Annotated in this window: 25 protein-coding genes and 1 tRNA gene; 7 read left to right on the top strand and 19 right to left on the bottom strand. The window is 49.3% G+C overall.

The features are described 5' to 3' along the window. Positions 1-17: 17 nt before the first annotated feature. Entirely contained in the window at positions 18-1,748 is a 1,731-nt protein-coding gene (locus G535_RS0106260) for a leucyl aminopeptidase family protein (RefSeq protein WP_241970458.1), read from the bottom strand. Positions 1,749-1,761: 13 nt separating this feature from the next. On the opposite strand from G535_RS0106260, the gene G535_RS0106255 reads away from it, so the two are divergent. Further along, positions 1,762-1,838: transfer RNA gene (locus tag G535_RS0106255), tRNA-Arg, on the top strand. 56 nt (positions 1,839-1,894) lie between these two features. On the opposite strand, the gene G535_RS0106250 is transcribed toward G535_RS0106255, so the two are convergent. The 5 genes from G535_RS0106250 to G535_RS0106230 form a co-directional block, all read right to left on the bottom strand. Further along, complete coding sequence (locus G535_RS0106250) at positions 1,895-2,470, bottom strand: hypothetical protein (protein ID WP_126775165.1); 576 nt, start codon at positions 2,468-2,470, stop codon at positions 1,895-1,897. Positions 2,471-2,911: 441 nt separating this feature from the next. Then, complete coding sequence (locus G535_RS14280) at positions 2,912-3,064, bottom strand: RHS repeat-associated core domain-containing protein (RefSeq protein ID WP_275069084.1); 153 nt, start codon at positions 3,062-3,064, stop codon at positions 2,912-2,914. A gap of 395 nt (positions 3,065-3,459) precedes the next feature. Continuing rightward, positions 3,460-3,954, bottom strand: a complete 495-nt coding sequence (locus tag G535_RS0106240) for an RHS repeat-associated core domain-containing protein (protein ID WP_026861276.1) — start codon at positions 3,952-3,954, stop codon at positions 3,460-3,462. Between the two features lie 89 nt (positions 3,955-4,043). Next, complete coding sequence (locus G535_RS0106235) at positions 4,044-4,322, bottom strand: hypothetical protein (protein ID WP_126775166.1); 279 nt, start codon at positions 4,320-4,322, stop codon at positions 4,044-4,046. A gap of 57 nt (positions 4,323-4,379) precedes the next feature. Further along, positions 4,380-4,739, bottom strand: coding sequence for a hypothetical protein (locus G535_RS0106230; protein WP_026861274.1), 360 nt, complete (start codon positions 4,737-4,739; stop codon positions 4,380-4,382). 285 nt (positions 4,740-5,024) lie between these two features. Here G535_RS0106230 and G535_RS0106225 point away from each other — a divergent pair, with 285 nt between their 5' ends. Further along, a complete protein-coding gene (locus G535_RS0106225) occupies positions 5,025-5,420 on the top strand; it encodes a hypothetical protein (RefSeq protein ID WP_026861273.1) in 396 nt (131 codons plus the stop codon). A 54-nt stretch (positions 5,421-5,474) separates the two neighbouring features. Here G535_RS0106225 and G535_RS0106220 read toward each other — a convergent pair whose 3' ends face one another. Continuing rightward, on the bottom strand, positions 5,475-5,885 hold the full coding sequence (locus G535_RS0106220; protein WP_026861272.1) for a hypothetical protein: 411 nt from the start codon (positions 5,883-5,885) through the stop codon (positions 5,475-5,477). Between the two features lie 399 nt (positions 5,886-6,284). Here G535_RS0106220 and G535_RS0106215 point away from each other — a divergent pair, with 399 nt between their 5' ends. Continuing rightward, a complete protein-coding gene (locus G535_RS0106215) occupies positions 6,285-7,022 on the top strand; it encodes an endonuclease/exonuclease/phosphatase family protein (RefSeq protein WP_026861271.1) in 738 nt (245 codons plus the stop codon). A 29-nt stretch (positions 7,023-7,051) separates the two neighbouring features. Here the strand turns inward: G535_RS0106215 and G535_RS0106210 are convergent, their stop codons facing one another. The 5 genes from G535_RS0106210 to G535_RS13080 form a co-directional block, all read right to left on the bottom strand. Further along, the gene (locus G535_RS0106210) at positions 7,052-7,285 is read right to left on the bottom strand and encodes a hypothetical protein (protein ID WP_026861270.1); all 234 of its coding nucleotides are present in this window, start codon (positions 7,283-7,285) and stop codon (positions 7,052-7,054) included. 96 nt (positions 7,286-7,381) lie between these two features. Next, the gene (locus G535_RS0106205; RefSeq protein WP_034727816.1) at positions 7,382-7,876 is read right to left on the bottom strand and encodes a DUF2165 family protein; all 495 of its coding nucleotides are present in this window, start codon (positions 7,874-7,876) and stop codon (positions 7,382-7,384) included. Between the two features lie 130 nt (positions 7,877-8,006). Then, positions 8,007-9,248, bottom strand: a complete 1,242-nt coding sequence (locus G535_RS0106200; RefSeq protein ID WP_026861268.1) for a S41 family peptidase — start codon at positions 9,246-9,248, stop codon at positions 8,007-8,009. A gap of 29 nt (positions 9,249-9,277) precedes the next feature. Further along, on the bottom strand, positions 9,278-9,751 hold the full coding sequence (locus tag G535_RS0106195; protein WP_026861267.1) for a MarR family winged helix-turn-helix transcriptional regulator: 474 nt from the start codon (positions 9,749-9,751) through the stop codon (positions 9,278-9,280). A 126-nt stretch (positions 9,752-9,877) separates the two neighbouring features. Continuing rightward, entirely contained in the window at positions 9,878-10,693 is an 816-nt protein-coding gene (locus G535_RS13080) for a UDP-2,3-diacylglucosamine diphosphatase (protein ID WP_051206995.1), read from the bottom strand. Between the two features lie 182 nt (positions 10,694-10,875). Between G535_RS13080 and G535_RS0106185 the strand changes: the two genes are divergently transcribed. The 3 genes from G535_RS0106185 to G535_RS0106175 all read left to right on the top strand — a co-directional run bounded on the left by G535_RS0106185 (position 10,876) and on the right by G535_RS0106175 (position 13,770). Then, positions 10,876-11,925 (top strand): lipoate-protein ligase LplAB, encoded by a 1,050-nt coding sequence (locus G535_RS0106185; protein WP_026861266.1) that lies wholly within the window; start codon positions 10,876-10,878, stop codon positions 11,923-11,925. A 330-nt stretch (positions 11,926-12,255) separates the two neighbouring features. Continuing rightward, positions 12,256-12,663 carry a VOC family protein gene (locus G535_RS0106180; protein ID WP_026861265.1) on the top strand — a complete coding sequence of 136 codons (408 nt, stop codon included), beginning with the start codon at positions 12,256-12,258 and terminating at the stop codon, positions 12,661-12,663. Between the two features lie 105 nt (positions 12,664-12,768). Further along, a complete protein-coding gene (locus G535_RS0106175) occupies positions 12,769-13,770 on the top strand; it encodes an isopenicillin N synthase family dioxygenase (protein ID WP_026861264.1) in 1,002 nt (333 codons plus the stop codon). Positions 13,771-13,773: 3 nt separating this feature from the next. On the opposite strand, the gene G535_RS0106170 is transcribed toward G535_RS0106175, so the two are convergent. The 7 genes from G535_RS0106170 to G535_RS0106140 all read right to left on the bottom strand — a co-directional run bounded on the left by G535_RS0106170 (position 13,774) and on the right by G535_RS0106140 (position 21,026). Continuing rightward, positions 13,774-16,110: an ABC transporter permease gene (locus G535_RS0106170; RefSeq protein ID WP_026861263.1), complete on the bottom strand. Its 2,337-nt coding sequence runs from the start codon at positions 16,108-16,110 to the stop codon at positions 13,774-13,776. After that, positions 16,107-16,781: an ABC transporter ATP-binding protein gene (locus G535_RS0106165; RefSeq protein WP_026861262.1), complete on the bottom strand. Its 675-nt coding sequence runs from the start codon at positions 16,779-16,781 to the stop codon at positions 16,107-16,109. Before G535_RS0106165 ends, G535_RS0106170 begins: the two co-directional genes overlap by 4 nt. Beyond that, positions 16,774-18,036: an efflux RND transporter periplasmic adaptor subunit gene (locus G535_RS0106160; RefSeq protein ID WP_026861261.1), complete on the bottom strand. Its 1,263-nt coding sequence runs from the start codon at positions 18,034-18,036 to the stop codon at positions 16,774-16,776. Before G535_RS0106160 ends, G535_RS0106165 begins: the two co-directional genes overlap by 8 nt. 54 nt (positions 18,037-18,090) lie before the next feature. Continuing rightward, positions 18,091-18,588: a hypothetical protein gene (locus G535_RS0106155; protein ID WP_026861260.1), complete on the bottom strand. Its 498-nt coding sequence runs from the start codon at positions 18,586-18,588 to the stop codon at positions 18,091-18,093. A gap of 59 nt (positions 18,589-18,647) precedes the next feature. Further along, the gene (locus tag G535_RS0106150) at positions 18,648-19,622 is read right to left on the bottom strand and encodes a hypothetical protein (protein WP_026861259.1); all 975 of its coding nucleotides are present in this window, start codon (positions 19,620-19,622) and stop codon (positions 18,648-18,650) included. Next, a complete protein-coding gene (locus G535_RS0106145; protein WP_026861258.1) occupies positions 19,619-20,413 on the bottom strand; it encodes a hypothetical protein in 795 nt (264 codons plus the stop codon). Before G535_RS0106145 ends, G535_RS0106150 begins: the two co-directional genes overlap by 4 nt. Positions 20,414-20,555: 142 nt before the next feature. Then, positions 20,556-21,026, bottom strand: a complete 471-nt coding sequence (locus G535_RS0106140; protein WP_034727813.1) for an RDD family protein — start codon at positions 21,024-21,026, stop codon at positions 20,556-20,558. Positions 21,027-21,327: 301 nt separating this feature from the next. On the opposite strand from G535_RS0106140, the gene thrA reads away from it, so the two are divergent. Beyond that, a complete protein-coding gene (thrA, locus tag G535_RS0106130) occupies positions 21,328-23,781 on the top strand; it encodes a bifunctional aspartate kinase/homoserine dehydrogenase I (protein WP_026861256.1) in 2,454 nt (817 codons plus the stop codon). Positions 23,782-23,785 lie beyond the last annotated feature (4 nt).

The raw sequence follows: 23,785 nt of genomic DNA, 5'->3' as shown, positions 1-23,785 counted from the left end.
TTGAGGTTCCAGTACGGTTATTCTGCGTCGGAGTAGTTTTTCACCCATTCAGACAACAGACGCACACCGTAACCGTTCGCGCCTGCAGGATGGATGCCCTTGGCAGAAGTACTGTAGGCGTTGGCCGCCATATCGATGTGGATCCACGGCGTATCTTTCGCAAAATGCTGCAAGAAACGTGCACCCGCTTGCGCACCTGGTGAACCCACGTTCTGCACGTCTGCCAACCAGCTGTCGATAATGCCATCGTAAGGACCAAGCGGTAACTGCCAAACCTGCTCTTCAGTTAGCTCACCCGCCGCTTGCATCGCACCGATCAACGCATCATGTTCAGAGAAGATCGCCGCATAATCGGTACCTAATGCCCGCGCTTTTGAACCCGTTAATGTCGCGATATCCGCGATGGCACGTGCTTTTAACTGATCCCGCGCAAACCAAATACCGTCCGCCAAAATCAAACGGCCTTCTGCATCAGTGTTAACAACTTCAACGCGCGTTCCGTCACCAGTCACGACAACATCACCTGGCAACAACGCCGTGCCTGAAATCAAGTTATGTGACAATGGCACCACACCAGCTACGTTTACTTTAGCTTGCTGACCGGCTAACGCCATCACCGCACCAATGACCGCAGCGCCGCCCGCCTTGTCCGTTTGCATACGCACAATTGAGCTGCCTGAGGTTTTCAGGTTATAGCCACCGGTATCAAAGGTATTGCCCTTACCAACTAACGCGATTGGCGCTTCGTTGGCAGCACCGCCTTGATACTCAAGCACTAACAAATGGGCTTTATGCTGACTACCTTGGCTCACGCCGTACAAGGCACCCATGCCTAGCTCTTTCACTTGCTCTGGGCTGTATACCGTGGCTTTGATGTCGTAATTGGCCACCGCTTCTGCGGCCATTTCAGCAATGGCTTTTGGATAGCCGTCGCCACCTGGCAAGTTGGTGATGTCACGCGCAACAAAAATACCGTGCGCCACAGGTTGGGTCAGCGCATACGCCGCTTTTGCTGCAGCTTCATCGCGACCATGCCAATGCACAGTGTATTCTGGGCGTGCCGCTGGCTCAGACTTGTAACGATCAAAACGATAGCTACGTAAGTCCATACCGTGGGCGATTGCGGCGATTTGATTTGGATTCAAATCTTTACCATGCACCACAACAGTGTTCATCTTGTCGCTCAGTTTGCTCGCTAACGTCGCGCCAATACGCTCAGCTGCAGCACGCTCAAGCTCAGTGCCCGTACCGACAAGCCACAGGCGCTTCGCGTAAAATTCTGGCAACGCCAATAACTCCAAGAATTGACCTTGCTTGCCTTCAAAGCCTTCCAACGCCACCGCATCGGTGATGATTTGCTTGGCAGCGTCGCTCCATTTCTGTGGCAACACTAACCCGCCTTCAGCGACAGGCAATACCAGAACATCAGCACCATCAATGTGCTGGTGGGCAAAGTGATGTTGGGTTTTCAAATAATCAGTGAATTGGTCAACGGCATGCGCATCAGGCGTGGCAAGTGCTGCCGACGAAAGCGCAAGACTCAGGGTGAGTCCTTTCAACCAGTTTTTCATGTACATGTTAACTTCCTCAATGGACAGAATAATCGGCGCTACTTTGCCGTAATTCAACATAAAGGACAACTGATCCGAGGTAATGACACAAGTTTCGGCGAGCAATGGCAGAAATGCGTGGTTTGGCTGGACAATGAACGTAATTTTCCCTAGAATTCCCGCCTGCTTAATCAGCAAACGCCATTCCCAAGCACCCGTAGCTCAGCTGGATAGAGCGCTGCCCTCCGGAGGCAGAGGCCGCAGGTTCGACTCCTGCCGGGTGCGCCATTTTTCATGACCTGTCGTGCATCTTCGTTGGTTTTATATTCTTTTGTATTGAAGTGCTATGAACAACGTCCTCTCCACTTTTCCAATTGTGTTTCGGGCAAGCCGAAAACCATATAGTGGCCACTGGGTGTTGAGAACGTTAACATCGTTACCTGCCGATGATTAAATTGAACTTTCTTTATAGCTTCAGCGCCAATCGCCGGTTCACCGCCAATACAATAGTACACATCTCCATTCGAGTAGCCGTGTTGCATCATTTCAGCCGAAAGCTCAAACCCTGCGGCACCATTTGTGAATGGATCAAAAACAACAAATGGAACACATGAACTCGACCTCCGTGAGCAAGCTTGATAACTCGTAGTTTCGGTCATTTTTCGCCAGGTATAAACTGCATCAAACGGTGTGAAATAATATGGATTGGACGAAAAGTGGAGTTTAGAAGCCGAAGTAATTATGTAATGTTTCCCAAGTAGTTCTTGGAAAATAGCCTGGCTTTCTGCAGTTACCGGCGCAAGTTCTTGTTGCAGCCAAGACCGCGCGCCATCCGCATATTTCAAAAGCAAGTGCGAAGCAACGAGAAAAAAGGCCACACTCACGACAAAGGTGCCAAACGGCGATAATGTTTTTTTCATCTTAGCAAGCTTCCACATGTTCCAACCGCAACAACCATCTTTTTATTAGATAGGCCTTCGGCAACACTAAAACACAAGGGACGATTCGACCCACCCTAGCTGTCTTCTATTTCTCTAGGGAAAGGCCAACTATCGTCGTCGGGAAGAGTACACTCTACGTGCCACTCCACCCCCCAACGTAGCTTTTCCTTTGCTTTGGAGGTAACAGTTAATTCTTTCATCGGAAACGCGTAGTTTGATGCTAGAAACAACTTACAGTTGGCTAATATTCTTTGATCGCAATCAGACAATTGCCGTACTGTAAGTACGTCATCTTCATCACTGTAAAGTGTCCAAATCAATTGCCATCAACGCACTCCATATAAGCTTGAAATGCATTGTAATGCTGGGACCATGCACCTACCCCAGCGCCAATAATTCCAGTTAGCTTGGCTACTGAGCTTATCGCTGTTCTACCTTTTGTTGATTACAGTCAGCCAATCCATAATAGTCAGTTCTTATAATCGGGTTTGACGATGCGTAGACATAAGTGTTTAAGCCACCGTTCAATCCAATCGGGTCACTTTGAATATAGCGCCCCTTGGTCGCAGTCAAACTGGGTTGTTTGATTGTTCAGGCGCTTTAAACATCAACGATAAATAGTTTCTTTGTGAAATGCTGTGTTTGCTTACCACTCCTTGTCAGGCGCTTTATGGTAACGCGAACTTAAAGCCCAAAGTAAAAACATGGCGCCTAGTCCTATAATCGAAAAATTGAATACGACATCTTCAGTTCCACTGATAATAGGGTTAATTAGCCAGTAAACACCCAGCACTACAAGTGCCAATCCTAAGAGGGCCCCAACAATCCTGATCAAAGTCCTTAGGGTTTTCATGAGCACTCAACCATACAGTAGAGGTTAGCGCTAATAACAAAACCTGCTGCGAAAGCTCCTACCAAACTTACTCCTTTGGCAGTGTTCTTGAATTGATTAACAGACCTCAATATTTTTACCCTTTTTGGTATTGCTGCCTATTGCCGTAGAGACCTCTAGCACCTTCTATCTTACCTGCATCGGCTACCTCATTCGCAAAGTGACCGAAGAAGAATTGAACGGCTGTTGGAACGTTGAAAATGCTTGCGGCTCTCACTGTTTTATAGGTTGAGCCATAGTTTTTATCCAAGCACTGCCTAATGCAATCTTCATCATTAACATCACAATCTTTCAATCCGAGCATGTCATAATGAGTTATCGGATTTGACGAGACATAAGCATACGTATTCATCCCGCCGCTCAAGCCAATCGGGTCTGACTGAATATAGCGCCCCGTACTTGAGTCATAATCACGATGCCAGTTCTGCCATGTGGCGCTCTCGCTGTCCCAGTATTGGTCTGGACAAACATATCTGGAACATGTTTGAACATCGCTTGCGATGGCCCGCAAGGCGGAAGGCAGGATGCCTGGAGTCAATCCGATATTCAGTGCGCCAATGCTAGAACTCACAACACTGCGGTCAATTGATTGCTGCTTGTACCGATTCGGCAATACTCATTGTTAAACCGCGTGTTGATGGTGATTATATTAAAGCTAGGCTAAACATCACCCAAGACCAGTTGAACAAGCTTGGGTCTTTCTTCATAGCATATCTGCATAAACCGGACGTAGTCATCGACAGTCGTTGCCACAAAATCACCAGTATTCAGTAGCTTAATCGACTCTTTGCCAGCAGCATCTCTTAGATCATCCAGTACTTTATCAAATGCATTACGCTTCCAAAATCTAACGGGTTGCGGCACATACAATTTTGTTAACTCTGTATCGCCGGTTAAGCTCTCTTTATCAACTTGAAAGATATCTGCAATCCGTGCCAAGCATTTGGACCTGATTCTGTTTTCTATAATGTTATTCATTATGGTTAAACTTTTAGCCTAAAAAATGAACGTCGATAAAGCTAGTAGCAAAAGGAGTCCTACGTACCCAACAATGACAAAAGTGATAATAGCGTTCATCACGTAAATCATGTACCAAGGCCCTTCAGACACGAAGGTAGGCTGCTTTTTTCTTCGTTGGAAGAAGATAACAAGCGTAGTTAGAGAAGCTGTGATACCAAAACCCACCAGTAGCGGTGTCAGTTTTACCATAAAAATCGGCAGCAGCATTCCATACCCAATCACCTCATCGTCAGCAGTAAATGCTGCTGAAATAAACTGAATAAAAACCACAACAACTGCGAGCACGAATAGCAACCCAACTATTTGACCTGCCTTTAAAAAGAAATCATTTCTCATTAAGCATCCTTACTAATCTTAAGAGCAAACAGAATTAACAAAGTTGGAACGAACTTTTTCATGGTTCGAATTCTCACACTCTGAAAGTATGGACTATCCAAAAAAGCAGAACATCCCTACTAATACTCATAACAATTAAAAAACAACCAATTCCCAATAGAACTATCAACTCTCTAACAGGAGGGCAAGCTAATTTACCAACACCGTTTTATCTTTTCACGTCGAAATTAGTACGTTACTGTAGTTCTCGAGGCAGTTAAAATAACACCAAAAGCAAAGGACGCTATGGCTAAATATTTCCAAAAAGCAGTACTGATGACAGCTGCGCTTTACGCGGTTTTCTTTTTTTTGCCGTATAGCTGGCAATTCATTTACGCTGAAGAAATCGTCTATGTGTTGTCCACCAATGGTGTAGGCGCAGTGCTTGAGTCACCCAGTTTGTTTCTCACTATTTATTCAATACTCTATGTTCTAAGCCTTTTGGGGCTTTACAGCTATAAAAAGTGGGCTAAATGGCTATTCATTACGCTTATTGCCTTCCAACTACTTATTGCACCCTACGTTCTTGGGGTTAGTGTTTCGGTTTACCTTGATATGTCACTTGGATACTTACTCAGCCTTTTTGAGGGAGCACTACTGCTGATGCTTTTTAGTGATGAAATTAGCAGCAAACTAAAGTAATAAACGAGAGACAGTTTCTGAGTGAAACGTCTCTCATACTCAGTTGAGCGCCACCTAAGAGGCAGCAAAATAAGTTTTTAGTTTTTTGCTGAGAAAGAGGTAGGTGAGTAGTACAACGCTTGTGACTACTATCATTACGAGTTGGGGAATGTAGTAAAAGTTTTCAGGCCCAGCCCCACTTAATTGTTGTCGACCAGCCTCATGGAAAACTGGCGATATATTTACGATGACCCATCCCACAACGTACATAATTCTTGCTGCTTTTTTCCTGCGCAGAAATAAAATTGCCGCATAAAAAGTAGCACTACTCACCACCACTGTGAAAGAAATGATTTTTACCCATTGGTCAGGGAACAATTGAGTTGCACTTGCAAAAATAAGGAAAGGCACAAACAACCCCAAAACAACCAACAGCATTACGATATAAGGTAGTTCCTTAAAGTTATGAAACATCCGGTATCCCATGTATATCCGCCTTTATATTTAAATCCAACACGTTACAAAGAGTGCGCTCACCAATCTCAGTTAAAACGTGAGCGACACCACAAAATGCAACAATAATACCACAACTAACTTCACAGCGGCCTTCTTACTCATTAACTTCATTCAAAACGTAGACCCTCTGAATTTTTGCATCCACGGCACCGAACTTTTTTAGTAGCCAGTGGTGAAAGCCTTTACTCTGGCCGTTACACGCACCAAGACTGCTGTGCATTTTAATCAATTTAACATCGACAACAGGCGTATTCGTGGCGCATGCGCGTTATACTGAGTATCGCAGAACCTCGGTAAGACAGCGTCGGGGGTTATGTTACCAAGCGATAGCTTGTGATTCTTCAGTGTGGAATTTACGAAGGCGAGAGAGTGCTTAAACCCAAAATCGTGATCCCTCAGCAGTTTATACATGAGCAGCCGATTGCACATGGTGAAGCCTTTGGTGTGTTGTGCTGGAATACTCAAAAGCTAACTGAAACGCCCCAGTTTCAGCGTGTTCTTGCGGAGGTTACGGCAAACTATCCGTGTTTATTTTTGCTCCTGCAAGAAGCTAAGCTAAGTACCAAAAATGACTGGCTCCTCCCGCATTGGTCCTATGCTGTTGCGCCGAACATCCAAACCCGTCGCTCAACCTATGGTGTGGTGACCGCCAGTCAGTATGCTTTTACCGACGCTCAAGCGCGCTTAAGCAAAAAGCGCGAGGGCATGATCGCAACTCATAAAAGTTACATGCTCTCCTATCACGCGCTCGCAAGGGGCGGCACCTTATTGGTCGTCAATGTCCACGCCATCAATTTTGTACGCACCCAGCAATTTTCCAAAGAAATTGAGCTGATCCGAGAAGAGTTATTGGAACACCGCGGCCCACTTATCGTGGCGGGTGATTTCAATGTTTGGAGTCGGCAACGTCGTTTACGCTTGCTACAGTTTTGTCGCAGCGTAGGTTTACGGCAAGCGATTATGACTGATCCGCATCATATTAAAACCTACCGCCAGCACCCGCTGGATTTCATTTTCTATCGCGATCTGTCTCTGCAAGAAACCTCAGCAATCGACACAAGCTCAGTGTCTGATCACAACCCTCTCTACGCTCGCTTTAAGTTGTAACCGCAAGCATTTAGATAGGCTTCACCGAATTAAGTTGTATTCTCTCGCTCCTTGAGGCACTTCATCCAATATTTAAATAGATCAGCGAGGCCACAAAGGAGTGGGAAGAGCAAAAGAACGGACGTGATTTCGTAGAAATAAACTTCCACGGAAAAGGTCCCGGACGTATTGAAAAACACCAGTTTCACAAGCAAAACCGCCAGCAGCAGTAACGCGCTGATGACAAACCAACGCAGATAACCCCTAATAAAAATACGTACCATTCAACTCCCCTTGCATCAGTCAGCAAGCCAGATCACAGATGAACAAAACCCCTGTTCACAATGAAAAAGGCCCAACGCTCTACATTAAATTTACATTTAATATAGCTCGCTCTCGGGAGAATTGACAATCAACCATACCAAAGCACAGCTAACGAAGTATTGAAATGCTCCTGAGAGCGACATCGCACCGGCTTGAGTTTGCCACATTTGCATCAACGCACCGCCAAACACGCCGAAATAGCCAAACCAGACCACAATCCCAACACCAGCGCCATAAAGGGCAAAAGCTTTACTTTGGTTAAATACTTTTGCGACTGATTTGCGAGCCTTCCACATGCGCCCAAATCCAATCAGTAACAAAAGTGCTGCAGCCAACTCACTACCAATAATCACAATAACAGCAGCCCAAACAACCGTAGTCATTGTCACCTCGGGGAAAATAGATGACGGATAGATGGTATGCTCGGCCATCGACAGCACATACGCAATGGCCGCATAGCAGGCCTCAATATTCGCAATGTTCTGCAACGCGTAAAACAGCGCCATCAACGCCAACAGCAAAACAAAAGCACATTTAAACGAGCGGATCATGAGAGCGTCTCCGATAAGTTGGGAATAGTCCCAACGTCCAGTATAGCTGCCTCACGAAAAACGACGCACTTTAGCTGCGGCGTACAATCAACGTGGCGCCACCCTACACCCCCTGTGGCGACACGGAAACCTAACGACCAAGCACGCGCAACGCTTCAACCAACTCCGCGTCGCAATCCGGTTCGCTCTGGCTGTCACAGGGTGTGGGGGCCTGTGGCACAAAATCTTCGCGGAAAGTGCCATTCACGTGATACAGACGTTCAAACCCAAGCTCTAGGGTAATCGCGGAATCAGGTAAGGTGAATTGGTTAATGCCGCCCAATAGATCAGCCATCGGCTGGCCAATAATTGCTTTGGCGCCAAGAGCGTCAAAGCCGATGGTCATACCCTCGCCCATACTTCCAGTCCAGCGCCCGGCTAACACCACGAAAGGTTTGGCGTAATACGGCGTCGTTGGCCTGACAAAGGCGGTTTGTAATGGCGCTTCGGTATAGTGCTGTTGTGCGGTTTGTACACGATACTTTTGATATGCGGTTTTTTGGGTAACAAAGTGACCGAGAATAGGCTCAGCAACGCCTGTGTTGCCACCGCTAGGGGTGTTGCGCAAATCGATAATAAGCCCCTGAGTGTGTGACAATGCAGTGATGGCCTCATGAAACGCATCGACCGTTTGGCTATCACCCAAGTTGTTATTAAAGCGAATGTAGCCGATGGTGCCAAACTCTTTAACCACCAGCGCCGGCTGCTCTTTCAGCTTGTTGATCGCCTCATAGGTTGCCGCCAGATGGATTTTTTGCACAACGCCGTCATCATCTTCGATGTCAATCGTGCGCGCGCCGTTGCGAAGTCCGCCTAACGCTACATTCACCGCCCAGAGTTTATGGGCATCGCTAAGTGGGCTATCGGTTTCCCCAAACACCTTTGCAATTGTCGCTTCAATCGTATGACCATCAATGGCCACAATGCGCTGCCCTACTTGAAGCTGGCTTGACGCGGCCGCGCTTTCGGCTTTGAGCCGCTCAATAACATAAACGCCATCAACTTGTGTTGCCCAAATGTCCGAACCCGTAGGCGTGACACTAAAATCATCTGCATTCAGTGGCCCAACGTTAAAGTGTGGGTCCATGAAGAACTGTTTCACCACCTGAAGCAAATCGACCAGCTCCGCCTCGGAGTTGACCAGCTTCGCCTGCTCAGCGTAATAGGCTTTCAGCGCAGGCCAATCCACCGGCGCGGTATCAAGGTAAGCGTAATTGTCTTCTACCCTTTGCACAAAGTGCTGCCAGCTTTGTCCCGGGTGAAACGCTTTCGGTTGGCTACAGCTTGTTAATCCGACCAACAGCAGCACGTATATAATTGTTTTGGGGAACATAACTATCCTTAATGATGGAGCGTTTAGCGCTATGGCTCGAGGTGTGGGGAGTGGTCATACAGGCGGTGTACCAGGGAGCGCTTTGCTAGACCTTTCTCCATGGCCTGCAAGGCTTGTTCGAGATCGACACCAATTTCTTGCCACAGCGTGGCATACACCTGCTCAAAATCTTGCATAATCGCGACGATTTTTTCTGCTTCTGGCATTGCTTGCGGCGTGATCACATAAACCCGTTTACGCGAGTCACGCGCGTCCGGCTGCGACGCAAAGAAACCGTCCTTAACGCTACCTTTCAAACGACTTTCAATCAGTTGGCGCGACAACCCAATGTGTTTTGCCAGTTCGGTCGATGACAACGGCCCCTGTGTGTACAGCGCCAGCAGGATAGAAATACGATTGGCAGGTAACCCAATCGCCAACGCATCAAACACCTGCTGTCCTTGGATGGCGATAAGCTCAGCGGAGCGCATTAAAATCGCTCCAAATTGCGGACTTCTGATCATCAAAACATTCCTTCTTGTCACTCGTACGACTACAAGGAAATATTTTGCGCAAATTTTTGCATATATCAAGCGTTTTTTGCCGCGCCCGATGATCTAGAAGAAGCCTGACAGTAATTACACTGCGGTCTAAGCGACCCGTGGTGGTAAAAACGCCACGCCCTGGTGGCAACGCAGCCAACTTGGCACTTCCAACAGTTCCAGCTCACCATTTAAATGCTCGACAATAGCGGTACAAGAGTCTTGCCAATCGCCGGTATTTAGGTAGCTGACGTCATTGATTTCAAGCATTGCGGCCACATGAATATGACCACAGATAATACCGTCGAACTGCTTCCGTGCAGCAAATTCCGCTGCGGCTTGCTGGTAGTCATGAATATAGCGAAGTGCTCGGCCAGAACGCGATTTCACCGCATTTGCCAAGCTAAAATAGTGCTCACCGCGATGACTACGACGGCGATTCCACCACCGATTAATCAGTAGTAAGGCACTGTAAATACCGTCACCAATGGAACTTAATACCCGCGAACAGCGCACTTGGTTGTCAAACTGATCGCCATGCACCACGATAAAGCGTTTGCCTAACCCGGTCTCATGAACGTATTGATTACAAAGTTTGATATTAGTGATGCCGTAGTCAAACGGATAGTCGGCAAGCACCTTTCGAAAACCAGCATCATGATTTCCCATCACGTAGATGATCTCGATGCCTTCGCGGGCCATCGCCAACAGCTTTTTCACCACTTGCAACTGCGGCTCACACAAGCCGCGACGCTTGGCTTTAATGGACCAAAGATCGACGATATCGCCCACCAAGACCACTCGGCGGCAATGCACACTGTCGAGGAACTCCAAGAGGGTTTCAGCATGACAAGAAATCGTGCCTAAGTGGATATCCGATAGAAACAGCGTATCGGTTGCGAGCAGGTGTTTTGCGTTAGCCATCAGCGCCTCCAAAATCGGACGCGCTTATCATCACGCAGGTCGATGACAAGCTGGTGACGTTTTATTGACCAGTTGATGACGCCGAATGGTGCCGTAAATCACCCAACATATTTGTGGTTTAATTGAACACGCTTCCGCCGTAGAATTGTTAACATCTTGAGAAAGTAACAAAAGGTAACGTCATGCACGGTGAGTACAAAGTCATTGGTGGAAAATTGGTGGTTGCAGACCTCGAAGTACACAACGACCGCATTCAGGCGGCGAGTATTTCTGGGGACTTTTTCCTTGAGCCAGATACCGCGCTTGAGAACATCAACCAAGCCCTGATTGGGCTCTCGGCAGATGCCAGCCACCAAGTGATCACGGCAGCAGTCAATGCTGCCTTAGATGACGATGTGGTGATGTTTGGTTTTTCTGCGGAAGCCGTCGCCACAGCCGTGCGGCGCGCCCTTGGCAAAGCCAGCAGTTGGCTAGATCATGAGTTTGCACTCATTCCACCGGTGACACTCCCAGCCGCCGAACACGTTGCGCTTGATGAAGTCATTGCCCGCTCCGTCGGTAAAGGCTTACGCGGCCCAACATTACGCTTCTGGGACTGGGACGACTCCGTCGTGGTCATTGGCTCGTTCCAATCGGTCAAAAACGAAGTCGACATGGCTGCTGCGGAAGCCGAAAACGTCAATGTGGTGCGCCGCATTACCGGCGGTGGCGCGATGTTCATGGAGCCAGGTAACTGCATTACCTACTCCCTCACCGTCCCAACCTCGCTGGTCGATGGCATGAGTATTGAAAAGTCCTATCAGTTTCTTGACGCTTGGGTGTTATCCGCCCTCAATGAGGTGGGGATTAAAGCTCACTATGTGCCGCTGAATGATATCGCCTCAAGCCAAGGAAAAATTGGCGGCGCAGCGCAAAAGCGTTTCGCGAACGGTGTACTGGTTCATCACGCCACCCTTGCCTACGATATTGACGCAACGAAAATGCTGCAAGTGCTGAGAACTGGCCGTGAAAAGCTTTCAGACAAAGGCATTGCGAGTGCCAATAAGCGTGTCGATCCAATGCGCAGTCAGACGGGCTTGTCACGCGACAGCATCATCGAAGCCTTTATGAACCAATTTTCACAAGTTTATCGCACGCAACCGGGTGACTATTTGGCACACGAGTTAGACGACGCCAAAACCCTCGTCACAGAAAAATTCCACGCCAACGAATGGCTCTATAAAGTGAATTAAAAATGCTGCGCACAACCTCTTTTCACAGCTATACGAGACGTATGGCTTACTGTCTCAGCTTCTTTTTGATGACGGGTTGTGCCACGCCAACGTTATACCTAAATGACTAAGGCCTAGCGCCTGAACGTGTCGCGAAAATTCAACAACGTCTAGAGCAAGAAGGCCACCTGGCTCCGGTCAATTCGAGTTGGGTCTTTCCAGACTGTGTGTTTACCCCGGTTTAATCCGCAATACCCTTTGCATGTGCTAAGGTACAAGTGAATCTGTGCAGCAACTCTGAAACGCTGCTCAATAGAGTATGCGTTCTTGAACGTAAACTTGGGAGGAAACATGAAACAACTGGTAACATCACTAATGTTTGTTGGTGAACAAGCTGGTAAGGCCAATGAGGCAGTCCATTTCTACACTTCGACTTTTAAAGATTCCGAAATTATTCACATTGAATATTACCAAAAGGGCGAACACGAACCGGAAGGCGCAGTAAAAAATGCACGTTTCACTTTGAATGGTCATACCTTGATGGCGCTAGATAGCCACCTTTCTCACAAATTTAGCTTCACCCCCGCGAGCTCACTCTATATCGAGTGTGACTCGGAAGACGAACTACGTGAACTACACAGCGCTCTGGCAGAACAAGGTTCCGAACTTATGCCAGTCGATAATTATGGATTCAGTCGACTCTTTTGCTGGCTAAACGATAAGTACGGAGTGTCGTGGCAACTCAACCTAGCTGAATAAGCCATTTATAACTTTAAGGTATAACAAGTAAAATTTAATTACTAAACTGTGATAAGACGCTGACATAAAATGGCTGCAACTTCACTTTTAGGTGGCAGCACAACTATGCAGCAAACATCATCACTCCCCCTTCCAGTGCTTCAGCTTTCGCAATGGCACCGCGGTGGCCTTGCGCGCCAGCAATTTATTCAAGAACTCGGTCGCGCCGCCCGTGATTACGGCTTTTTCTACCTGACCGAGCACGGTATTGACGTGCAAACCCAACAACAAGTGATGGCGACGACACAGACCTTTTTCCGTTTACCTATGGCCGCCAAACAACAAGTAAGTATGCTTCACTCGCCACATTTTCGAGGCTACACCCACGTCGGTGGTGAGCTGACCAACGGTCTTGCCGACCAACGCGAGCAGTTTGATCTTATGCAAGAAGAAGCTGTGATCACAGGCCCTCGCCACGACTGGCAGCAACTCATTGGCCCGAACCAATGGCCGACCGCCTTGCCCGAAATGCGCGCACAGATGCTCGACTGGCAACAACAACTAACCAGTATCAGCACCGTATTGCTGGAAGCTTTTGCCTGTGCCCTACAACAACCGCCGTCGGTCTTTGCAGATTCACTTGGTGCTCAGCCCTATACACATATGAAGCTGATCCGCTACCCCAAGCGCCAGCAGGCAGCGCAAAGTCAAGGTGTAGGGGCCCACAAAGACCCGGGTTATTTAACCTTGGTGATGCAAGACCAAGCATCAGGTCTTGAGGTCGCGTATCAAGACAGCTGGCTCGCCGTCGTCCCGCTGCCGGGCGCCTTTGTCGTAAATATTGGGGAGCTACTTGAACTGGCTTCTGATGGCTATCTGAAAGCGACCTATCACCGGGTCGTCAGCCCAGAACATGCCGAGGAGCGCTTCTCGAATGCGTTTTTTATGGCAGCGCGTCTAGATGCAGAGGTACCGCTACTCGAGCTACCGCCAGCCCTTAAAGCACAAGCACAGGGGCCAGCGAGCGATCCGGCCAATCCATTGTTCCGCCAAGTCGGCAAAAACGTCCTTAAAGGTCGTGCACGCTCGCACCCTGAAGTGGCGCAGCGCTACTACGCAGCGCTTTAAGGATTAGTCTTGTTTGAGTAAGGTCACCACCTCAGTTTTGGTAAGGCGCGCCACTGGAAAGTAGGTCGCGCCGAGCGCAATTGCCCCGACACATACCACCGCAATAATACTCAAACCACTGAAAACAGGTAGCGCGAGTTCTGCACCCACCACCAGATAACCCAGCGTGGTCAGCGCTACCGCAATGACAAGTGCTATAGCGATGGGGCGAAATGCTTTCGCCAGCAGTGCTGAAACAGGCGCACCAATAGCCAGTAACACCCCGTAGTCACTACGCTCAAGTTGCAAACGGGCGCGCACCTGGTAATTCAGTGTTAATACAATACCCGCTAACATCACCCCCACCACCAACAACGAGAAATAGAACAATTGCTGAGCTTTACGTTCATGTTGTGCGGCAAGCTCCCCGAGCGACAGTGGCGTCGACATACTGGCATCGAGTAAATGTTGGTCCAAATACTGGGGTAACCTAGTCAGCATTTCCGGTAACGCCATATACAAAGTGTAGTTGGCACCACTACCTTTGCCTGCAATGGGTAGGTACAACGCGGGCAGCGCTGCGCTGAAGCGTCCCCGATGGCGGACATCGTCAAGCACCGCATGGACCGCATGCGTACCGGTAATTGGTCCTAAATCAATGGTCGTCCCCGGCTGTATTGCATAGCCGTTGTTTTCAAAGAAATTCGCAGCAGTTCGATTCATAACAACCCCAGATTGCCAATCTTCTGCGTGCACAGCGCTGTCCGAGAGGAGCACTTCAAAATAGTTGCGCGACACATTATGTATTTCAAATTGCGTGGCAAACCCGACCTCTTGTGTGCCCACTTCAATGGTATACGGCGCGTCAAAGGGCGACAGCGACACCGCGAAATGAGCACGCCCAGTGTCATTCATGCCAAAGGTTTCTATCGTTTCAATCGGCAAACGCCCCCCATGGCTGCGTACATTCACTTTAGTTACTGCTGCATCAAAACCTAGCGGTTGGAACATAGCCTGCTGTTGCTTGAATAACTGGGTTGCAGAAACAACAGTGACCATGGCTAAGCCAAGCTGGAACACTAAGCTGGCTTGCCCGAATAGCAGTTGCGCTGTACTACGATGGGTTCCCATCACGCGACTAAACAATTGTCGCTTGCGCAGGCTCAATAGCGGGAACAAGGAAGCGAGCAGGTAAATACAGCTGACCACCAGCATACTCACCCACCAATAGTTCAAACCAAGACTGCCTCTTAACACCGGCGCCAGCACACTGTCGTCGAAGCTTTGGGTGAGCAGTTGATAGGTAACCAAGGTCAGGAGCAATGACACCAAGCTGATCGCGACAATCTGCACCAGCGCGGCCATGGCCACCGGACGCAACAGGTCCCAACTGCGCGCGCCAAGCGTTTGTAACAAGCGGTATTCTTCACTCAGTAATAAGGTACGGTTGGAGAAACTCATGAATGCCGTCAAAGCGAATAAAGCGGCCAAGCCAAGCACCAGCAGTAGGCTAAATTGCCACAAACGTTCAAGCAAAGCCCTTGCTTGGTCGTCCAAGACAATGCCTTGATAAACTTGTATTTCACCGCCGTGACCTTGCATCTGCATCCCTTGCACAGAAAAATCGCTGGCGCGCAATTCATCGGTAAAAGCAGCAATATCAAGCGGGCGCTCGGTACTAAAAAAGCCATAATAGGCGGGTACAGTCCGTAGAAACTGATCCACCATCATTTCACTTTGGGCAGCGAAAGGCGTCATATAATTCAAATAAGCTTCGGGTAACCAGATATCCGGTTGCCAGGGGCCAATGCGATCAAATTTAGGCGGTAAAATGCCACGAATAGGAACCCCTTCCGGAATTTTGTCGAAGCTCAGGGTGCTGCCCACCACGCGGCGATCGTGTTGGAAGGTTTCACGCCAGTACCGATCGGTCAACCAGACGCCGGTCTGCAATGATTCTGATGCAGGAAAATCAAGGGCTAGCAAGTGAGGTAAGTGGTCATCAAACACCAGCGCTTGCGGTTGATACAGCGGATAACTGGCAGAACGAAAATCAACATTTATCACCCGCAACCAACTCGCGGCTTGCACGAACGGCAGTGCTTCAAGACTCTCGATCGTTTGCCGACTCACGCCCGCCTGACGACGGTCATCATAGGCGGCACTGACGGTGTAGAACTGCGCCTGACTCCCCACCCAGCTTGGGTTAGCAAAGAACAATGCGTCACCCACCCGCAATACCAGCGCGAACAAACAGCTCACGATACTAAAGCCCAGCAGCAGTAGTAGAACTTTGCCGCGCTGCCCAGCCCAGCGGTTCCACTCACAAAGTAACTCAAATCCGAACCGCTGCTTGATCATGCCACGATGCTGCCATCTTTGAGCTGCAGAACTTTTCCGCAAGCAGCCGCGACAACAGGGTCATGAGTCACAAGGATCACTGTCGTTCCCGTTGCGGCTAACGACATCAACAGCTCAGTAATCTTCGCTCCGGTGGCGGAATCAAGGTTCCCAGTAGGTTCATCGGCGAGCACTAAACTCGGTGCGTTCACTAATGCGCGGGCGATCGCTACCCGCTGTTGCTGACCACCGGACAATTCCGTCGGCTTGGCCTGCGCCTTATCAACTAATCCTACTTGCTCAAGCACCGCCATTGCCCGTTGTTGATACGTATCTTTCGCAATAGTGCTGTTATAGCGCATCGGCAGTACCACGTTATGCAGCACACTCAAATGGTTGATTAAATTAAAGTTCTGAAACACCCAACCAATTTCACGATTGCGCAACTGGGCCAATTGCTTACTATCGAGAGCGGCAACATCGGTCGATTTGAGGGCATAGGTGCCGGTATAACTGCGATCAAGTAAACCTAAAATCGACAGCAAGGTCGATTTCCCGCTGCCTGACGGCCCAACAATCGCCAAGGTGTCACCGTCATTTACCTCAAGGTCAATGTCATGTAACGCGGTAAAACGGTTGTCTTCTTTACCAAACTGACGTGCGACGTGAGTCAAGGTTAATAAATTAGTCATCCGCTAAAGCTTCCTTGTTGAATTGAGCCTGATCCGCATACTGCTCTGGTACACCTGTGAGAACTTGGTCACCGGCTTCAAGTCCAGCGATGACTTGCACATAATTCTCTCCCAACACGCCCAGTTGCACCGTGCGACGCACGTAACGGTCGTCCTCTGCGACGAACAACTCTAAGGTGCTGTGGTTACGGCTCACCGCCTCAAAAACCGGTAAACGTAAGGTGTCACTAAGGGTTTGCGTAACAATTTCAGCTGAGACATTCACGTTGGCGCGTGCACTCGTTGGCAGTTGTTCTGTGATCCTCACTTCCAGCCGCACTTGGTTATTCTCAGCACTTGGGTACACCCGCAGCACACTGCCGGTTACAGCGGTATCGCGGATCCAAATGATTGCCACCTGGCCGGGTAACAATTCAGTGGCGTCTTTTGCTGCCACCAATAAGTCTGCAAACAAGTTCGAGGGATCAGTGATTTGTGCCACTGCCTGCCCGCGCTCAAGGCTACTCCCCACCTCTAGCTCAGTATTTAATTCATTCAAAGTGCCATCGCGTTGCGCACGAATCGTGAGTTGTGCGACATCATGGCGCGCCATCTCGAGTTGCTTCTCGGCTTCCTGCAAGCGATACTCTGCCGCTTTTAGTTCTGCCGCTCGGGACTTTGCGAAAGCTTCTAACTTGCGTTGTTGTAATTGGTGTTTTAGTCGAGTTTGCTCAAGCGTGGTTTCGGAGCGTAAATAATCCAGCTTCGCGACAATCGCCTCTTCTAATAAGAAGGCCTTGGTATCAAGCTCTTCTTGCGCAAAAGCAATTTCACTGGCAAGTAACGCCAACTCATTTTCAAGAGTAATTTGACGCTCGTACAGCTCAGCTTCCGTGGAGTTTTTACTCGCTTGTGCTTCCAAGTACGCAAGTTCCGCTTGGTCGACCGCACGCAGTAAAGCTGGGTTGCGCAAGGTGATCATGGCTTGCTCTGCAGCAAGAGTCTCACCGGGGTAAACATGGATCTGGTCCACTGTTCCGCTGACTTCTGCAATAACTGTACTGCTGTTACTCGACTGCAGGCGCCCATAAGCGGTTACCCGTTGTGTTAACGCGCCACGATCGACCGTCAACTGTAACGCACCGCCCGTTGCCGCCCGCCCCATGGACGACATGGCTTGCGTGAGCGCAAAAAAGAGCGCCGCAACCACCGCTGCAATAACAAGCGCTAATTTCCATTTACTGCGTTTGGTTTCAGGCGTTGGAATCGTCAACATGTCTCACATCACTCTTGTCTTTAACTGAACGTTGTCACTGATAAGGATTCAAGGCTAACCACCTGAAAGTGAGGATGGCGTTATCACACGATATTTGGGTAGCGACGTTATCGATGAGAGTACGTCAACACGTTCATGGTAGAGCGCTTTAAACTCCTCAGAGAACGGCAGTTTTTGCAGCATTGACTCGCCTTTGCTGTTAACCGATATATCGTAAAACACCACGATGCGCCCCTGCGCTGGCAACGCCTTTGCGTAACTCCAGACATTGGCTAATTCGTCAGGTGCAACCTTCATTTCACACTGGTCTGGTGAAAAGTGTTCTTTTTGAGCGGGCAAAAATGCGGCTATTTCGTCAAAAGATAAAAAACGTGCTTCGTCAATATCATAAATAGCGCCATGATTTTGATAAGGCTTACAGTCATGCGCTAAATAAAAGCTCTCGATCTGCTCATAGGTTTCTGGGTAAACGTCCACCCAGTCATTCGAGCTTTCTTCGGCAGCGGCACCATTCCATAAGCCGCCGAGCAGCAACAATAGATTTACCTTCATCATCACTCCCTGAATTAGCACAAAATGTACAACCTACTGTTAACATAAAACATATAAACCTACAACTCGCGCACTTGACTAAGGTCGCGGCAAATCTCGAGCAACAGCTCTCGCTCTTGTACATCACTCGCACTTAACAGCACGTGTTCCGCGAACAATGTGGGCGACTGAATTGCGGCAAACGATTGCTGTAGTTGACGCCCTAAGTATTCCGTTGCCTGGCCGTGGGCGCCATTCAACGCATGCATGCCCTGTGTAGGTCGAGCGAGAGGAGCAAACAGGATGACATGCTGGACCTGTGCGTGCGCATCAAGCGTCGTCAAGAAAGCCCAATTGTCATAACATTTAGCAAGTGCCTCCATATGAGAAGCGCTTGCCAGTTGCGACGCAACACCATGCCAGCCATTTTGATACCAACCATTTTGCAGTGATGCAAAATGGATAAACTCGTGTACGATGGTCCTTACCGCATTTGCTTCACGTTCATCGAAGGCACGTTGCTGCCGGCGCGAAGACGGCAGCTCGCTGTCAAGGTGTACCGCAATTGCGAACGCCCGCTGTGCGCGACCGATAACCTTGAAGGTCGCATTAAACGCACGGGAAGATGGTACTAGATAAATCTTAAGGACAAAGGGTGGACGCCCTCGCAGCGTATCTGGTAAGGCTTTCAGTGCCGTTGGCAGTTTGTCAGCAAAACGCGCGATAACGTCCTGCGCTAGCCTTGCTTCATCATCATCATAAACAAACAACTGCCAACAATGGCCTGCGCTACACTGTGGGTGCTTCGTGGTTGGTTTAAACGCTGACGCTTGAAAATCCAACACGCCTGCGGAAGAGGATTGAGATGTTGCGACCAGTTCACTTTGGACGCCTGTCACTTCCAACTGACCATCACGTATTGTTGATACCACGGCATGACCGCCGACATCACTCTCTGTGTCGATGCCGGTGCTAACTGGCGTTGTGCAACCTACAATCAGTGCAGCTGTAGTACAAAGCGCAACGCGCTTTAGACGATCGCTAGCGCGCATCATGTTCGTGGGTCCTTTGCGGTCATCAGGTATGACTTACAAAAGTCCAGCAACGCATTAATTTCGCGCGTGTCACTCCCTCGTAACGGCCAATTTAAATCGGCTTCCGCCATATAGCCATCAGCCTCATTGACCAATAGCACCGTGGTATAGAATTGCTGGGCTTGAACATCAGTACGGTTATTCAGGTACATTTCACGAGCGCTGTCAGTCAGACTCGCAAAGGCGCTCGGTGGCGCTTGTATGATCTGTGTAGTGTCTAAAGCTAATGCAGGTCGTACGGCTAAACGCCAGCAGGCGGAGTTGGCATGCTTTTTCAATAGCGCAGCTTCAGGCGCATTGGGACGTGGCAAGTCACCACTGACGTAAGCGGCCAATTGCAGCTCGGCGCCGAGCGCAGCGAGCAAGTCGACCCGTTCATTAAATTGTTCAGGGAGCACGGCCTCGGCCTGCTCGCGCCAATGAACATAGGGGATTTCCAAGCGTTCGCTGCTGTGGGTTGTCATGCGAACCTGTTGCTTATCACCACGCGGTAGGTAAAGCGTCAACTGTACTTGTTCGCGTTGTGGCAACAGCGCCCTACTCACCTCCACAAAGCGTGTGAACAGTTCATCCCACTCTTGCTGTGTTGCTGTTGGAAGCTCCTCGGGCGCTTCGGTCAGCAGTTGCCACCGCCATCCATTGCTCTGCCCAGAGTGAAGCTCCTGCCACTGTTGCGCGGTAACGTCCAACCGCTGAGTTTCGGAGGTGTTGCGGCGCCATACCAATTGCTCCTCAGCAGCAATGTAGTGCACCTCGGTGTCCGATAACTTACTTTTCACTCCAGTATATAAAAGCGAAGACAATGTTGAAGAACACCCAGTAAGCCCAAGGACACATAGGCTTGTAATGAGCAATCGGCGCATGCATCACCTCCATGTGCTATCGATGATAATTTTAATCGCGTTCAAAAGTGACGGTTTGCGGGCCGCGGTAGCGCGGACGAATCACCACGGTGCCAGCAATTTTGTCGTGCCAACCTTGTTTGCGGGGATCGAACGCCACCCAAATAATCCCGAGCAATAATGGTAGTGTTGCGACGTAGTAACCGATATAACGCAAAATTAACTGCCCGGTGGACGCTGGGCGCCCTGTTTTAGCATCCAAAATCTTCGCTGAAACAGCCATTTTCCCTGGCGTTGCTTGGAGGTAGACCCAAAACATAATCACAGCAATCGCAGGTAACACATAGTTCAGCACAACGTCGAGCGGACCAAGAAAGAATGCATCGCTTAGAAAGTACTCATCGCCCCAAATCATCAAACTCACTGGGACAATAATGAGCATCAGTAACAAGCTATCAATTAATGCTGCACCAACACGTGGCCAAAAGCCGACGTACTCAAACTCGTTCATTTCCGTTTTCATGTTTACCCTTTTGTTAAATTTAAGTATAGAAATTATAGTGCCACTTATCTCCAATAATGCAATATCTAGAAGAATGAAAACGCGACGTATTTTTACACAATTAGTGGTTGACAATGCAGCAGTTAACAAAGATGCTAACGGCATGAAAACGAACCAATTAAGCCTCACCATTATTATTACCACCACGTACCCTCCGGGCATGTGGCGAGTTCTGTTGGCTTAGATTCAAACCATAAGTAAACACGAAACCCACGGCTCACCACCGTGGGTTTTTTTTTGCGTCCACAACAAGGGGAAAGATATGCAGGTGTTAAAGTTCGGTGGGTCATCACTGGCCTCAAGGCAAGAAATGGAAGCTGTTGCGAAGATTTTGGTTGAACGTGCAACCAAGGCGCAACTGATTGTGGTACTTTCGGCGCCTCAAGGCGTAACCAGTTTAATTGAAACGCTCATTCAGCAAGCCCAAACCGCAACCGACTACACCGCGCAACTCGACACCTGGCAAACCCGTTGTAACACCTTATTGCAATCGTTCGATAGCCGTCTCAGCCCCGCGCAACTGCAAGCGTTGACCAGCTTCCAACAAGCGCAAGCAGAACAACTACAGCGTCATTTACAAGGCATCGCTTTACTGGGTGAATGCTCGAATAAAGTACAAGCTCGCTTAATGGCGATGGGCGAGCTGCTCAGCGTGCGCATCATGTTGGCGCTATTGGCCAGTGACAATGTACGCGAACTCCCTGCCGAACAATGCCTACTTGCCAGCGGCGACTACCTCAATGCTCGAGTCGACATTAAAGCCACGGCAAAACGGATCAAACATTGGTGCAGCGAGAATCCATTCAACATCGCACTGATGCCTGGTTACCGTGCGCAACATGAGGAAGGCGATCTTTGTGTATTGGGCCGCAATGGTTCTGACTACTCCGCCGCCGTGGTGGCCGCTGCAATGCAAGCGCAAAGCTGTGAGATCTGGACGGATGTTGACGGTGTTTACACCGCCGATCCGCGCCGGGTATCGAGCGCTGTGCATGTTGCACGACTCTCGTATGAAGAAGCCATGGAGTTATCCCATTTTGGCGCAAAAATTCTGCACCCCAAGACCATCGCGCCACTGGCACAGTTTCGCGTGCCCTGTGTGATCAAAAATACCAATAATCCGGCCGCGGCAGGTACATGGATCGACGCTGAAGGCGATCATAGCTTACCAATCAAAGGCATTTCTACACTTGAACAGCTCGCGCTCATTACCGTGTCAGGACCTGGTTTAAAAGGGGTTGCTGGTATTTCCGCAAGAGTTTTCTCTTGTTTGGCGCAGCGCGATATATCCGTCAACCTCATCACCCAGTCTTCATCGGAGTTCAGTATTAGTTTTTGTGTGCAGCAAGCGAACGTTATGGCAGTGAAAAAAGCCATTCGTGCTGAGTTTGAGTTAGAGCTTTCATCAGGGCTTATCAAGCCACTCAACATTCAAAAAAATATGGCGATCGTGTCATTGATTGGCGACGGCATGTTGCATCAACTCGGGCTTGCCGCCCGATTCTTTGCGTCACTAGCCCAGGCCCAGGTGAACGTTTCAGCGATGGCGCAAGATAGCAGTGAACGCACCGTTTCAGCAGTTGTCAATCAAAGTGACTGTGGCGATGCCGTCGCCGTCTGCCATGAAAACTTTTTTACCCACATGCCTAGCATCGATGTCTTTGTGGTGGGTTGTGGCACGGTCGGCGCGCAACTATTGCAACAAATCAAGCGACAACAGCAGTTTCTACACAAGCGCAACGTAAAGCTGCGCGTTTACGGTATTGCAAACAGCCGACAGTTGCTGCTTGCCGCACAAGGCATTGACTTGAATAACTGGCAAGCAAAGCTCTCCGGCGCCAAGACTGCGTTCGACTTTGCCACAGTGCAACAGTTCGTGAAACGCCATCACCTGATTAACCCGGTCATCGTTGACTGCACCACATCAACGGATTTAGCGGCACGTTATGCGGACTATATTCGGGCCGGTTTCCACGTGGTCACACCGAACAAAAAGGCCAATACCATGGCCATGGATTACTATCATGAAATCCGCAACGCCGCGCGTGCGAAGCATCGCCGCTTTCTCTATGAGACCACTGTCGGCGCAGGCTTGCCGATCATCGATGCAGTACAAGGCTTGCAGAATGCTGGCGACCGTTTGCATGAGTTTGGCGGTATTTTATCTGGCTCATTGTCCTATATTTTTGGTTTACTTGAAGCCGGTCAGTCGTTCTCGACGGCAACGCGGCAAGCGCGCGAGCTCGGCTATACCGAACCGGACCCACGCGATGACCTATCAGGTATGGACGTCGCACGTAAGCTCCTGATCATGGCCCGTGAAATCGGATTACAGTTGGAGCTTGACGACATTGCGATTGAACCGCTGATCCCAGCTGAATTTGATGCCAGTGGCTCAGTTGAAGATTTTATGGAACGTCTTTCGGCACTTGATGATTATTACGCGCAAGCCCAGCAGCAGGCCCAGACAAACAACGCGGTACTGCGTTATGTTGCCCTTATTCGCGACGGCAAGTGCCAAGTGAAGGTTGAAGCTGTCGCAGCAGATAATCCGCTGGCGGCAATCAAAGATGGCGAAAATGCCTTAGTCATCAAAAGTGATTACTATCAACCTTTGCCGTTTGTCTTACGTGGTTATGGTGCCGGTGCCACGGTTACAGCCGCCGGTATTTTTAGTGACCTGATGCGTACCCTCGCATGGCAGCAACAGGCTTAGGAGG

This window comes from Pseudidiomarina sediminum DSM 21906, from assembly GCF_000423165.1.
Classification (GTDB): Bacteria; Pseudomonadota; Gammaproteobacteria; order Enterobacterales; family Alteromonadaceae; genus Pseudidiomarina; species Pseudidiomarina sediminum.
Note: the sequence above shows the minus strand (reverse complement) of the source record. Positions and strands in the feature narration are given on the sequence as shown.